Source organism: Oceanobacillus picturae, assembly GCF_000612865.1.
Lineage (GTDB): Bacteria > Bacillota > Bacilli > Bacillales > Amphibacillaceae > Oceanobacillus_B > Oceanobacillus_B jordanicus.
Genome location: NZ_CCAX010000001.1, coordinates 1 through 12,418 on the forward strand (window position 1 = coordinate 1; position 12,418 = coordinate 12,418).

At 38.8% G+C, this 12,418-nt stretch carries 15 protein-coding genes and 1 rRNA gene; 11 read left to right on the forward strand and 5 right to left on the reverse strand.

Annotated features, from left to right (window positions below):
• Positions 1 to 212 precede the first annotated feature (212 nt).
• Positions 213 to 328 (forward strand): 5S ribosomal RNA (rrf, locus tag BN988_RS00005).
• A gap of 83 nt (positions 329 to 411) precedes the next feature.
• Here the strand turns inward: rrf and BN988_RS00010 are convergent.
• Both BN988_RS00010 and BN988_RS00015 read right to left on the reverse strand, forming a co-directional pair.
• Positions 412 to 612 carry a hypothetical protein gene (locus tag BN988_RS00010; RefSeq protein ID WP_036572016.1) on the reverse strand — a complete coding sequence of 67 codons (201 nt, stop codon included), beginning with the start codon at positions 610 to 612 and terminating at the stop codon, positions 412 to 414.
• Positions 613 to 708: 96 nt separating this feature from the next.
• Positions 709 to 1,959 (reverse strand): BaiN/RdsA family NAD(P)/FAD-dependent oxidoreductase, encoded by a 1,251-nt coding sequence (locus BN988_RS00015; RefSeq protein ID WP_036572017.1) that lies wholly within the window; start codon positions 1,957 to 1,959, stop codon positions 709 to 711.
• Between the two features lie 189 nt (positions 1,960 to 2,148).
• On the opposite strand from BN988_RS00015, the gene BN988_RS00020 reads away from it, so the two are divergent.
• The 5 genes from BN988_RS00020 to BN988_RS00040 all read left to right on the forward strand — a co-directional run bounded on the left by BN988_RS00020 (position 2,149) and on the right by BN988_RS00040 (position 6,899).
• On the forward strand, positions 2,149 to 3,771 hold the full coding sequence (locus BN988_RS00020) for a putative polysaccharide biosynthesis protein (protein WP_036572018.1): 1,623 nt from the start codon (positions 2,149 to 2,151) through the stop codon (positions 3,769 to 3,771).
• Between the two features lie 11 nt (positions 3,772 to 3,782).
• A complete protein-coding gene (locus BN988_RS00025) occupies positions 3,783 to 4,502 on the forward strand; it encodes a pseudouridine synthase (RefSeq protein WP_036572019.1) in 720 nt (239 codons plus the stop codon).
• Positions 4,503 to 4,512: 10 nt separating this feature from the next.
• Positions 4,513 to 5,091 (forward strand): RNA 2',3'-cyclic phosphodiesterase, encoded by a 579-nt coding sequence (gene thpR / locus BN988_RS00030; protein WP_036572020.1) that lies wholly within the window; start codon positions 4,513 to 4,515, stop codon positions 5,089 to 5,091.
• Positions 5,066 to 6,001, forward strand: a complete 936-nt coding sequence (locus tag BN988_RS00035) for an NERD domain-containing protein (RefSeq protein WP_081779320.1) — start codon at positions 5,066 to 5,068, stop codon at positions 5,999 to 6,001. The genes thpR and BN988_RS00035 overlap by 26 nt, the downstream gene beginning before the upstream one ends.
• Before the next feature lie 79 nt (positions 6,002 to 6,080).
• Entirely contained in the window at positions 6,081 to 6,899 is an 819-nt protein-coding gene (locus BN988_RS00040; RefSeq protein WP_036572021.1) for a phosphotransferase family protein, read from the forward strand.
• Here BN988_RS00040 and BN988_RS00045 read toward each other — a convergent pair.
• Positions 6,886 to 7,173 (reverse strand): YtzH-like family protein, encoded by a 288-nt coding sequence (locus tag BN988_RS00045; RefSeq protein WP_036572022.1) that lies wholly within the window; start codon positions 7,171 to 7,173, stop codon positions 6,886 to 6,888. The genes BN988_RS00040 and BN988_RS00045 overlap by 14 nt on opposite strands.
• Before the next feature lie 76 nt (positions 7,174 to 7,249).
• On the opposite strand from BN988_RS00045, the gene trmB reads away from it, so the two are divergent.
• Entirely contained in the window at positions 7,250 to 7,894 is a 645-nt protein-coding gene (trmB, locus tag BN988_RS00050) for a tRNA (guanosine(46)-N7)-methyltransferase TrmB (protein ID WP_036572023.1), read from the forward strand.
• A 101-nt stretch (positions 7,895 to 7,995) separates the two neighbouring features.
• Positions 7,996 to 8,850, forward strand: a complete 855-nt coding sequence (locus tag BN988_RS00055) for a YtnP family quorum-quenching lactonase (protein ID WP_036572025.1) — start codon at positions 7,996 to 7,998, stop codon at positions 8,848 to 8,850.
• A 49-nt stretch (positions 8,851 to 8,899) separates the two neighbouring features.
• Here the strand turns inward: BN988_RS00055 and BN988_RS00060 are convergent, their stop codons facing one another.
• Positions 8,900 to 9,214, reverse strand: coding sequence for a PepSY domain-containing protein (locus tag BN988_RS00060; RefSeq protein ID WP_036572026.1), 315 nt, complete (start codon positions 9,212 to 9,214; stop codon positions 8,900 to 8,902).
• A 306-nt stretch (positions 9,215 to 9,520) separates the two neighbouring features.
• Here BN988_RS00060 and BN988_RS00065 point away from each other — a divergent pair, with 306 nt between their 5' ends.
• Entirely contained in the window at positions 9,521 to 10,591 is a 1,071-nt protein-coding gene (locus BN988_RS00065; protein ID WP_036572028.1) for a M42 family metallopeptidase, read from the forward strand.
• Between the two features lie 130 nt (positions 10,592 to 10,721).
• Complete coding sequence (locus tag BN988_RS00070; RefSeq protein ID WP_036572030.1) at positions 10,722 to 11,225, forward strand: DUF84 family protein; 504 nt, start codon at positions 10,722 to 10,724, stop codon at positions 11,223 to 11,225.
• 25 nt (positions 11,226 to 11,250) lie between these two features.
• Here BN988_RS00070 and BN988_RS00075 read toward each other — a convergent pair whose 3' ends face one another.
• Complete coding sequence (locus BN988_RS00075; RefSeq protein ID WP_036572032.1) at positions 11,251 to 11,691, reverse strand: YtoQ family protein; 441 nt, start codon at positions 11,689 to 11,691, stop codon at positions 11,251 to 11,253.
• Between the two features lie 388 nt (positions 11,692 to 12,079).
• Here BN988_RS00075 and BN988_RS00080 point away from each other — a divergent pair, with 388 nt between their 5' ends.
• A complete protein-coding gene (locus BN988_RS00080; RefSeq protein ID WP_036572033.1) occupies positions 12,080 to 12,394 on the forward strand; it encodes a thioredoxin family protein in 315 nt (104 codons plus the stop codon).
• Positions 12,395 to 12,418: the final 24 nt, after the last annotated feature.

Genomic DNA, 12,418 nt, shown 5'->3' on the forward strand with positions numbered 1-12,418 from the left:
GTGACACGTGGAGCTGACGGATACTAATAGATCGAGGACTTAACTAACATTTTCTATGATTCGTTGTTACCTCTTATTTAGTTTTTAGGGTATAAATAAAAACCCCTTGCATTTTCTTTGAAAAATGCATATAATATGGTCAGTTATCAAGGAAGTTTGAAGTGATTCATTTTCTTTCTATGAGAAACACAAAATGACCTATATGAATTAGGTCTGGTAGTAATAGCGGAGAGGTCACACCTGTTCTCATGCCGAACACAGAAGTTAAGTTCTCCAGCGCCGATGGTAGTTGGGGCTTTGCCCCTGCAAGAGTAGGACGCCGCCAGGCAATTTTAAAAAAGGTTATGCATTTTGTATGCATAACCTTTTTTTTGTAGAAAAAATAAACGTGCCATTATGGCACGTTTACTTTTAGCTCATTCCATACGGTCCGAGTTGCTCCGTATTCTCTCCGTCCTGTATTTTGCTACTCCCACTCATCTGTGTAACCAATGGGACCATTTTTTCTATGGTTTGATTGAAGTTTTGGTTATTCTTCGTCATCGTATAATACGTTGCAGCTCCTACTCCGACGGAAGCTAATATAGGTAACCACATTCCATTTTTCTGCATGTCTAACCATCCTTTCCTTGAAGCAGATTTTTTGTCAGACATGCTTAGGTTGGACGTAATACAGTAAGTCATACAAGGTAGCTAATACCAATAATATTAATCTGCTGCATTACTTCCCGCAAGTCTTCCTGTTACCAATGCGGAGGTAATATTATACCCACCAGTATAACCATGAATATCTAATATTTCTCCACAAAAGAATAACCCATTCATTAACTTAGATTGCATGGTATTAGGGATAATCTCTTTAATGGAGACACCACCTCCTGTAACAAATGCCTTTTCAAGGGGCAAGGATCCCTGTACATTAAATGTAAAGTTTTTCATGTCGGCTATAATACTGCGTATTGCCTCATGAGAAATATTTGCTCCATTTTGTTCAGGTGAAATTCCGTTAGCCTGTAAAAGATAATCCAAAAAGCGTTCTGGCACTAATCCTTTTAAAATGGTCTTAATAGAACGTTTTGGATGTTCTTTCATTGCCTTTAATGTTTCATCTAATAAAACATGCTCTTTAGTGGAAGGGATAGCGTCCAAGTGCATGGCTACTTGATCAAGACCGTTCATAAGTTCTTTTACAACAAATTGAGAACAACGAAGAACAGCAGGTCCTGAAACACCAAAATGGGTGAAAAGCATGTCCATCTGGTGTGTTATAATTGGCTTACTTTTTTTGTTAAGTACAGAGAGTGATACATCCCGTAGCGACAAACCTTGCAAAGCTTTCTCTTGGATAAACCTTTCATTTGAGGTTAGAGCAACTTCTGTTGGATAAAGCTCTGTAATCGTATGTCCAGCTTTTTTGGCCCAGGCATAACCGTCGCCTGTCGAGCCTGTATGAGGTACTGCTTTTCCTCCAACTGCGATTACAACAGAACTTGTTACAAAAGCTTGTTTGTCTTTCAAAATAACATGATGTGGTTCTTCATAAGAAAAATGCACTGCATCGACTTCAGTTTCTAACTTAACGTTTACCTTTAATTCATCTAGCTTATTTATTAGTGCATTTACAACTGTTTTTGCAGAATTGGAAACAGGAAACATTCGACCATGGTCTTCTTCCTTGAGTTCTACTCCTAGTTCTTCAAAAAAAGAGATAATATCATAATTATTAAAGACAGAAAATGCACTATATAAAAACCTACCGTTACCGGGGATGTGCTTAATGACTTCATCTTCTGGCAGACGATTTGTCACATTGCAACGTCCTCCACCAGAAATTGCTAATTTTTTACCTAATTTTTTTCCTTTTTCAATAAGCATGGTATTGGCACCCTTTTCAGCAGCCGCTATCGCAGCCATTAAACCTGAAGGGCCTCCACCAATTACAATTACATCATATTTCAATTTCTTCATTCCTTTCCTATGTATCATACCACTGGTATAATGTGATCTCAACGTTCAAGGGGGCGTCTAAAAGGTATTTCAATTGATGCCTTCTTGATATTCTTGAATGAATAAAAATTATCGTTATTAGAAACCTGTCTATTTATGATAAAATAGCAGATAGAATAGAAATTAGATGCAGGTGAAAAAATGTCGAATATAATCAGAGGCACCATGTTATTAACAGGTGCTTCCTTTTTATCAAAACTCCTTGGCATGCTTTATGTTATTCCATTTAATGCCTTGGTCGGAGAGACGGGAGGCGCGCTGTTTCAATTTGCGTACATTCCCTATAGTATATTTATTAGTATTTCAACCATTGGTGTTCCTTTAGCTGTTTCAAAGTTTGTGTCGAAGTATAATTCGGTTGGTGATTACGAAACAGGAATGAGGATGTTTAAAACAGGTATGACCATGATGGCGGTGACAGGACTGCTCTCGTTCTTGGCACTGTTTTTTAGTGCAGAATTACTTGCCGAACAAATGATTACCAGTAAGGATCCTGGTAGTATTTCCGTAGCAGATGTAACTTTTGTAATTCGTATGGTGAGTGTTGCATTGATCGTAATACCTGCAATGAGTATAGTGAGAGGGTTCTTTCAGGGGAATAATTCTATGGGCCCAACTGCAGTCTCTCAAGTAGTTGAACAAATCGTTCGTATTGTCGTTTTGCTAGGTGGAGCGTTTGTAATTTTGAAGTTTTTAAATGGTTCCATTACGACAGCGGTCGGATTTGCCACATTTGCTGCCTTTATTGGGGCACTAGCTTCATGTGTCGTGTTGTACATTTACTGGCGTAAGCGAAAGCCATATCTTACAAAGCAAATGCAACAGCAGCAATATACGTACGATATACCAACAAAGAGTTTAATAGCTGAATTGTTTCGTTATGCAGGTCCGTTTGTTTTGGTTGGTTTAGCTATTCCATTATATCAACTAGTTGACTCCTTTACCTTTGAACGGGCTATGGTTGCATCGGGTAGGCAAGATATATGGGAATTCTCCTTTGCTGTAATTAGCAATTATGGCCATAAACTTGTCATTATCCCGATAACACTGGCAACAGGGTTATCGCTTGCGATTATACCTGCAATGACCAAGTCATTCACGCAAAGAAATAGAGAGTTGCTTACAAAACAGGTTAATCAAACCCTACAAATCGTATTGGTGCTTGTTGTTCCAGCTATTATTGGGCTATCCCTGCTATCCGGCGAAGCTTATGGTTCTTTATTTGGTGCAATGAAAAGGATTGATGTATCTGGCCCCTTGCTAGGGCTTTATGCACCAGTTGCTTTGTTTTTTGCGTTGTACAGCGTATCCTCTGCTATATTGCAAAGTGTAAATCAGCAGAATTATGCTGTTATAAGTTTGCTTATAGGATTACTAGTGAAGATCCTGTTTAATATTCAGCTTATTCATATGTTTGGTGCTAAAGGAGCAATTATCGGGACAGCACTTGCTGCAATAATTGCAGTTGTACTTAATTTATATCGGATCAAAACATCCATCGATTTTTCCTTTAAACAAACATTCAAGCGGACGTTGCTTATTCTAATCTTCGTCATCTTTATGGCAATCACGATATGGCTAACCAAGTTTGTAGGAGGCATGTTTATACCTTATGAGGAAACGCGGACTGGCGCTACGATTATGCTAGCCTTAGCTGTCCTAACCGGTGGTACTGTTTATATGTGGTTTGCTTACCACTCTACATTACTTGAACGCGTGCTGGGAAACCGGATTCGTTTCCTGGATCGAATTTTTAGTAGATAGGAGAGACAAGGATGCGAGTTGATAAGTTACTGGCGAATAGTGGCTATGGCAGCCGTAAAGAAGTGAAAAGTCTATTAAAAGGAAAACAAGTAACACTCAACGGCATAGTCATAAAAGATGGAAGCACCCATGTAAATCCAGATACTGACAATGTTGAAGTGAATAACAAGAAAGTAAGTTACGAAAAATATATCTATCTTATGATGAACAAGCCACAGGGATGCCTTTCTGCTACAAAGGATGCTCGGGATAAAACTGTCATAGACCTATTGGGTAATGAAGAAAAGACCTACCAGCCTTTCCCGGTAGGACGTCTCGATAAAGACACAGAAGGGTTGCTGCTTCTTACGAATGATGGACAGCTAGCACATGAGCTGACTTCTCCAAAAAAGGATGTTAAAAAGCGCTACTATGCCAAAATTAATGGGGAAGTCCTTCATAGCCATGTAAAACTGTTCCAAGAAGGGCTCGTGTTAAAGGATGGGTACCATGCAAAGCCGGCTTGGTTGGAAATAATACAGTCAGGGACTACATCAGAGATAATAGTTACCGTAACAGAAGGAAAATATCATCAAGTGAAGCGTATGTTTGAAGCAGTAGATCGAAAGGTTCTCTACTTGAAACGTTTAGAAATGGGTGAGTTACAATTGGATAAATCCCTTTCACTTGGTGCGTACCGACCGCTTACAGAACAGGAAAAAGCGTATTGCTTCTCCATTAAACGTAAATAGAGGTGTTAACATGGGCAATCATTATTTTATCGCTGTTCCATTACCTGATCCTATCAAACAAGATTTATCAAGACTTCAGGCAAAGCTAAAAGAAAATCTTACGTATAAGCAATGGCCAGTCTCGGAAGATTTTCATATAACATTAAAGTTCTTCGGTGATTTATCCGATAATAAAGTACATCAACTAAAGGAACATTTGCCAGAGATTCAAAAACAATTAGCTTTTTCAATAAATGTTGGGAAAATAGGTTTCTTTGGTGATTCGAAAAGACCACGGGTATTATGGTCGGGAGTAGAAAAAACGGAATCCCTTCAGAGTCTTTATTCAGCCGTCGAAGAGATAGCTTCAGCTTGCGGTATTGTGAAAGAGAATAGACCATATCGTCCTCATATCACCATAGCTAAAAACTGGCTAGGTGAAGCAAAGGGAGAGCAAATAGAACAACTGGCTCACATGCACAATGAACAACAGATAATGAAGGTGGATCGAATAGTGCTCTATCAGATTTTTCCACAACAGCGACCGAAATACCATCCGGTTGCCACTTTTGAATTAAAGGGAGATGGTGATACTGGCTCAGCTGATTAAGTTGCAAGATTACATCACACGTTATGAGTGGGATACATATCGATATCCCAGTCAATATATAAGATTAAAGCAGGATAATTGGAAAAAATTATATGATCGTTGGTTAAACCCAATTGAAGAGCCCGAAAACTCGACACTTGATGACACGGATAGTTCTAGAATTTCCAAATTAAAATCATTTTTAAAAAAGGATGCTATTACATCGGAAGAAGTAGAAGCAGAACCAGAACAGGTACTTCCTAATACCGAAGCTGAGCTCAAACAATACTTTTTAGATCAACTATTTGATTTTCAGCTGAAATGGGCCACATCTACAGTGACGGAGCGTTCTATCATGCACAAGAAATATCGAGACGATTCGTTATTGAAATTCTTTCTGCAACGCTTTCCCGACTCTTATTTGCTCCTTTACTTTCCAATATTTTCAATAAAAAAAGCCCCTGTGGATGGCGAGATTCTTCTCATTGGACCACTAGGAATTGAAATAATATATATAGCAGAAACGGAAGATGAAGCATCCTTTATTGCTGGCGAGGAAAGAACTTGGACGATCCAGGGAGAAAAAGAAAGTAAAAAGATGCTAAATCCGTTGATTGCATTAAAACGAACAGAACAAATTGTCCGGAGTATTTTACGCACGAAAGACATAGAGTTCCCTGTGTACAAAACAGTTCTTTCCAGAACCAACTTAATCATTAACCATTATGAGCCCTATCAAACAAGGATGATTGATAAACGTTCCTTCGAAGAATGGTTCCAAGAGAAACGTAGCTCTTCTTCCCCGCTGAAGAGTAGTCAACTTAAGGCTGCAGGCACATTATTAACACATTGTCAGACCACTTCTGTAAAACGACCTGAATGGGATGAAGAAGCGATAACCTTTACATTTGCTGATGATGAAAAGAAATAAAATTTTAAAGTTGTATTTTTAATTCAATCCCTATAAAATAAGTAGTTGAATGCTATTTTTTGAAAGATGTGAGGAATATATGGTGAACTGGCTGAAGCAAGTTCTAGGAAAAGGCTGGGAAGTAACTCCAGCTGGTGGGCTTACTGGCGATGCATATTTAGCAACAAAAGAAAACAGGCGGTTGTTTCTTAAGCGAAACTCTTCACCTTTTTTAGCTGTACTATCAGCAGAAGGGATCGTCCCAAAGTTGATTTGGACCAAACGTATGGAGAACGGGGATGTCATCACAGCCCAGGAATGGCTGGATGGGAGAGAATTAAAACCTGCTGAAATGCAGCGTTACCAGGTAGCTGAGTTACTACGTAAGATACATGATTCCTCTGAATTACTCCATATGTTAATGCGGATTGGTAAAAAACCCGTCACTTCTGATGAAGGGTTTCTTTATATAACTGGTAGACTACAACAGTTGGGAATTGCTGAAAAGCATGCTTCTGTTGCTACAGCAATGTCATATTTGGAACAAATGCTCCCTGTTACGAGGCATCAACAGCAGGTTGTTTGTCATGGAGACTTAAATCACAACAATATTCTTCTGACCAATGAAGGCCATCTTTATTTAATTGATTGGGATAATGCAATGATCGCCGACCCTGTAATTGATTATGGGATGGTACTAAAATGGTATATTCCTCAGTCAGAGTGGGATGATTGGCTCCACCAGTATGGTGTATCAATGGACAGAGAGCTTGTTGAGAGAATGTTTTGGTATTTGCTTGTTGATGCTTTACATTACGTATGTTGGCATAGTGAGCGAAATGAGTTCGACAAAGTTACGGAAAGACTGCACAATCTTGATGAATTAAATAGCTATATTAAAACATCTATTTTGCTGTAAATTGATTAATTGCGCCAATCCATTGTTCAATATTGGCTTGATTCGCAGTAATATGCTCAGGAACGCTAGCAGCATTTTCACCCTGGGTGCCATAACTATATATATCTGGTAAGATATGGGCTAATTGCGTATCAGTAATACGATTTTCTGATAACATTGACTGGACAAGTCTCTTTATTTGTTGATATTCTGATACATTTCCACAACATTCTCCTGATTGCTCATCCAGTATATCCAAAAGAAGTACTAATTGATGATTGGTTGTTAAAGACATGTTCGATCACCTCTTGTCTTATTTTCAGCATTTTTAATAATAATATACACATTATAAACAGAGAAAGGTGCTATATATGCGTCAACGACACAAACCGTGGGCAGATACTTTTTTACAAGAGAATACACATCTAGTCATACCACAAGCTCAACAACATAAAGGCAAATGGAAAGAATTGTTTGGGAATGATAAACCTGTGCATGTTGAAATTGGCACGGGAAAAGGACAGTTTCTAGTTGGGATGGCTCAGCAGCATCCTGATATCAATTTTATCGGCATAGAATTAGCTAAAAGTATAGTAGTAACAGCTGCACAAAAGGTGTTGGATGCCCAACATAAGAATATTTTATTGCTAAATGAAAATGCCGCTGATTTCCGGGAAATTTTTGCTGATGGAGAAATTGCTTGTATTTATCTTAATTTTTCTGATCCATGGCCAAAAAACCGCCATGCTAAAAGAAGATTGACATATCAAAGTTTTTTAGAGCAATATCAAGAAGTTCTTGCGAATACCGGGGAAGTCATTTTCAAAACGGATAATCGTGGTCTATTTGAATATTCGCTTGTTAGCTTTTCACAATTTGGTATGCGTTTAAATGAAGTGAATCTTGATTTACATGCCATAGAGGACCCTTTGAATGTGATGACAGAGTACGAAGAAAAATTTTCAGCAAAAGGGCAACCAATATATCGATGCCGGGCGTTTTTCCCAGGCACTTAAGAACCTCCTAGTAGGTTCTTTTTAAATGAACAAATTGGTAACGCTTGCAGTAATTTCGAAGCTTTTGCTAAACTAAATACAGTATGGAAAGGGGAAAGGTTATGGAGAAATTACAAGTAGGCAGAGCCACATTGACCTGGTTACGGGGCGGCGTTACGCATATGGACGGTGGAGCAATGTTCGGCGTGGTACCAAAGGCATTATGGAGTAAAAAGTACCCAGTCAATGACAAAAACCAGATAGAGCTGCGTACAGATCCGATTTTACTACAAATTGACGGTAAAAACCTTCTAATTGATAGTGGGATCGGCATCGGGAAATTTACGGATAAGCAAAAAAGAAACTATGGGGTACTAGAAGAATCTTTCATAGAACAGTCCCTAATAGAACTCGGCTTAACCGTTGCGGACATCGATGGGGTTCTCATGACCCATATGCACTTTGATCATGCCTGTGGATTAACAGTAAAAGAAGGGGACACCTATCAATCTGTTTTTAAAAATGCAGTTATTTATACAACTGAAACAGAGTGGGCGGAAATGCGTAATCCTAATATTAGGTCTGTTAACACGTATTGGAAAGAAAACTGGGAGGCCATCAAAGAACAGGTTCACCCTTTCTCTAAACAAATGGAAATTTTGGATGGGTTACGTATAATACATACAGGGGGGCATAGTGACGGGCATGCAATTGTGTATTTCCAAGACGGGGATGACAGCTTTTTACACATGGCAGATATTATGCCGACTCATGCGCATCAAAACAAGCTCTGGGCACTTGCCTATGATGACTATCCTGTTACAAGTGTACATGAAAAAGAGAAATGGATGGCTACGGGGTATGCCAATAAAACGTGGTATACCTTCTATCATGATGCATTTTACAGAGCAATTAAGTTTAACGAAGACGGCGAAAAGATGGATAGTGTAGAGAAACAAGAATATACAGAGAGTTAACAATAAAAAACCAGACGACTTAGAAAAGTGTCTGGTTTTTTATTGCTTTTTAGGCCGTTTGTGTGGCGCCTAGAACAGCGCCAGTATCTACGTCAACGTGGAATTCATATTGCTTATTTTCTCCGTCGATGGTACGTGTTACCCCGCCACGGTAAGCATTATAAAGCAAGCCATCTTTTTCTATTTCCTCTGGTTTCATGTAAATCCATGATCCGCTTATAGGTCCTTGCTTCTTAAATGTTTCTTTTGCATGCTTCAGTGCTTTTTCAGGTGTAACACTTTGATAGTTATCGAATTGTTGTTTTGCCATATAGCCGATTACTGCACCGATTCCGGCGGCAAAGACTACTCGTTTTACACTCATTCTTCATCACCTCATGCTAAATTTTTGTTTGTAATCTCGTATATTATTTTCACTTAATAGTATAACTTATCCAATTAAAAATAGAAAATAATAAAATCGATATAGTGAAACTTTACTAATTAGCGATTTTCTAACCCTCCTGTAAGGATAAGCCAAAGACTACCTGCTTACCTTTTTTTGTTTTCTCTCCAGCTTCTTGTTCAGAAAGAACTACTGGTAGTTTTATAATGGATAAAAGTGAATAGTGGAAAGAGAACGACACTTTCCGGTATACTGATTATATTACATACTTGAAGGTGGGATAAGATGAAGCAGGATACATTGGAGCTTTTTAGAAACTTGACTGAATTACAAGGGGCACCAGGAAATGAGCATGCTGTAAGGTCTTTTATGAAACAAGAGCTAACAAAATATGCGGATGAAATTATACAAGACAACCTTGGTGGTGTCTTTGGTGTGAAAAAGGGAGACGAAAACGGACCTAAAGTAATGGTAGCAGGTCATATGGACGAAGTTGGTTTCATGGTTACACAGATTACGAAAAACGGTATGATACGGTTCCAAACACTTGGTGGCTGGTGGAGCCAGGTTCTTCTTGCACAACGGGTGCAAGTGATGACAGAAAATGGCCCAGTTGTGGGTGTAATTGGATCCATTCCGCCACATAATTTAACTGATGCGCAACGTCAAAAGCCGATGGAAATTAAAAACATGCTTATTGATATTGGAGCAGATGATAGAGAAGATGCCGAGAAAATAGGGATCAAGCCAGGACAGCAAATTGTCCCATTAACCCCGTTTACTCCTATGGCAAATGAAAAGAAGATACTGGCCAAAGCTTGGGATAATCGCTATGGTTGCGGATTATCTATTGAATTGTTAAAAGAGCTGCAAGGTGAAAAGCTACCAAACCAACTTTTCTCAGGGGCTACCGTTCAAGAAGAAGTTGGACTGCGTGGTGCGCAAGTAGCTGCTAATATGATTAAGCCAGACATTTTTTACGCATTGGACGCTTCGCCTGCAAACGATGCTTCTGGTGATAAAGAGGAATTTGGTCAGCTTGGACAAGGTGCGCTCTTACGTATTTTTGACCGGTCTATGATTACCCACCAAGGAATGAAAGACTTTGTTCTTGATACAGCAGAATCTAATAATATACCTTATCAATATTTCATTTCCCAAGGGGGAACAGATGCTGGACGTGTTCATCTATCCAATAATGGAGTTCCTTCAGCAGTCGTAGGGATATGCTCTCGTTATATTCACACATCTGCTTCTATTATCCATGTAGATGATTACGCAGCAGCAAAGGAATTGATTGTAAAATTAGTAAAACAAACAGATGCTAATATGGTAGAACAGATCAAAAAGGCTTAATTTTTCAATCTGCTTGATCTGATAAAGTATATCTAGTCTAATAAAATTCTTTGTTCCAGACTTTTTTGCAGACATGCTATGATATGTTGCAAGAAAGTCTGGAGTTTTTATTTTTAGAAGAGGTGAAAAGATGAATATAGTAGTAGGGTCCAAAAATCCAACAAAAGTAGAAGCGGCTCGAGCAGTGTTTACTTCCGATAGCATTGCCTCATTTGATGCTCCTTCTAATGTTTCCTCACAACCAATAACAGACGAAGAAACGAGAGAAGGGGCAATAAACAGGGCGAAACAATGTGCAAGCAATGATGAAGCAGACCTCGGCATTGGTCTTGAAGGCGGCGTGATGGAAGTGGATGGGGAGCTCTTCTTATGTAATTGGGGTGCGCTAGTCACAAAAGATGAAAAGATCTATACAGCTAGCGGTGCCCGTATCGCTTTACCAAGAGAGTTCGCTAAAGAACTTCATTCCGGCAAGGAACTAGGAAGTTTAATGGATGGTTATGCTCAAAGAGAAGGGGTCAGTAAAAAAGAAGGTGCTGTAGGTATTTTGACAAATGATCTTGTAAGTCGACAGGCGATGTTTGAACATGTATTAACATTATTAAAAGGCCAGTGGAGATTTTGGAACAAATAAAAAGCAGCGGAGTCGCTGCTTTTTTCTATGCATAGATATAGGCTAGTACTTCTAGTGCTTGATCAATTGTCTCAACGGTTACGTTTGCTTTATTACTTAACTCTTTTAATGGGTGTATTAAGGAATCTGGTCTCACAATAATGGTGGGTTTGTTTAGTGCTATAGCAGTGCTTGCATCCATTGCTGTATTCCATTGCTTGTATTGCTCTCCAAATAAAGCAATGACAACATCTGCTCTATTCATTAACACTTCTGTCCGCAGATTATTTACACTTGAAGCAGCATCGTCCTTGTATAGATTACTAGGTTGTTTACCAAGAATTTGTTCCCCTATGTTGTCTGAAAGCTCATGGTTTGTTTGCGGGGAGACAAAATGGAGGGGGAGCTTCTTTTCCTCCGCTTTTTGTTTTAGTTCGTTTCGCCAGTCATCGTGGATTTGTCCTGCTAAATAAACGGTTAGTTCCATTATATTCCTCCTCTATCTTTTTTTACCCCGGAGCAACCGTCCGTAAGACTCCCCCTTCAAAAACATATGGTGAAATCGTTAATTTTTAGTGGGAGTAAACGGACGCTAACACCCCGATTCTTTCCGCTACCAATCAGTGGGGGAAGAACGAAAATCCCACTGATTGAAGGTTCACTTTATATCGTATCGAAAATGACAGCCCTTGCAAAGAAATTAGCCTTCTGTGATAAAAGACGATACACTTTTGTTCCTTTCGTTTTCATAGTACAATATTTTCCGATTGTATATGATGTAATAGGTGAAAGTTTGAATTTGTTCCAGCTAGTATAGCCTTGATAATTGAATCTAACTCAAAAGAAAGATATGATATGAAAGGGAGTTGATACAAATGAAAAATCTTGAAACAGTTGAACAATTTAATGAATGGAAAAATAATGAAAATGTTATAATGTATTTCACTGCAGGCTGGTGTCCCGATTGTGTTGTTATCGAGCCGGTACTGCCAGAAATAGAGGAAGAATTTCCATCCTTTACGTTTATAAAAATAAACCGAGACAATTTTATTGAAATTTGCCAAGAACATGATGTATATGGAATACCAAGCTTTCTTGCATTTTCGAATGGCAAGGAAACAGGGAGGTTTGTCAGCAAGGATCGAAAAACAAAAGAAGAGATAGTGGAATTTATACAGGGACTTTCGTAGTCAATATAAAATCATTCCCTGTCC

What these genes read in the sequence shown, in the direction of transcription:
- BN988_RS00010 (WP_036572016.1), bottom strand. Translation starts at nt 612, where the DNA reads ATGCAGAAAAATGGAATGTGGTTACCTATATTAGCTTCCGTCGGAGTA.
- BN988_RS00020 (WP_036572018.1), top strand. Translation starts at nt 2,149, where the DNA reads ATGTCGAATATAATCAGAGGCACCATGTTATTAACAGGTGCTTCCTTT.
- BN988_RS00025 (WP_036572019.1), top strand. Translation starts at nt 3,783, where the DNA reads ATGCGAGTTGATAAGTTACTGGCGAATAGTGGCTATGGCAGCCGTAAA.
- thpR (WP_036572020.1), top strand. Translation starts at nt 4,513, where the DNA reads ATGGGCAATCATTATTTTATCGCTGTTCCATTACCTGATCCTATCAAA.
- BN988_RS00035 (WP_081779320.1), top strand. Translation starts at nt 5,066, where the DNA reads ATGGTGATACTGGCTCAGCTGATTAAGTTGCAAGATTACATCACACGT.
- BN988_RS00040 (WP_036572021.1), top strand. Translation starts at nt 6,081, where the DNA reads ATGGTGAACTGGCTGAAGCAAGTTCTAGGAAAAGGCTGGGAAGTAACT.
- BN988_RS00045 (WP_036572022.1), bottom strand. Translation starts at nt 7,173, where the DNA reads ATGTCTTTAACAACCAATCATCAATTAGTACTTCTTTTGGATATACTG.
- trmB (WP_036572023.1), top strand. Translation starts at nt 7,250, where the DNA reads ATGCGTCAACGACACAAACCGTGGGCAGATACTTTTTTACAAGAGAAT.
- BN988_RS00055 (WP_036572025.1), top strand. Translation starts at nt 7,996, where the DNA reads ATGGAGAAATTACAAGTAGGCAGAGCCACATTGACCTGGTTACGGGGC.
- BN988_RS00060 (WP_036572026.1), bottom strand. Translation starts at nt 9,214, where the DNA reads ATGAGTGTAAAACGAGTAGTCTTTGCCGCCGGAATCGGTGCAGTAATC.
- BN988_RS00065 (WP_036572028.1), top strand. Translation starts at nt 9,521, where the DNA reads ATGAAGCAGGATACATTGGAGCTTTTTAGAAACTTGACTGAATTACAA.
- BN988_RS00070 (WP_036572030.1), top strand. Translation starts at nt 10,722, where the DNA reads ATGAATATAGTAGTAGGGTCCAAAAATCCAACAAAAGTAGAAGCGGCT.
- BN988_RS00075 (WP_036572032.1), bottom strand. Translation starts at nt 11,691, where the DNA reads ATGGAACTAACCGTTTATTTAGCAGGACAAATCCACGATGACTGGCGA.
- BN988_RS00080 (WP_036572033.1), top strand. Translation starts at nt 12,080, where the DNA reads ATGAAAAATCTTGAAACAGTTGAACAATTTAATGAATGGAAAAATAAT.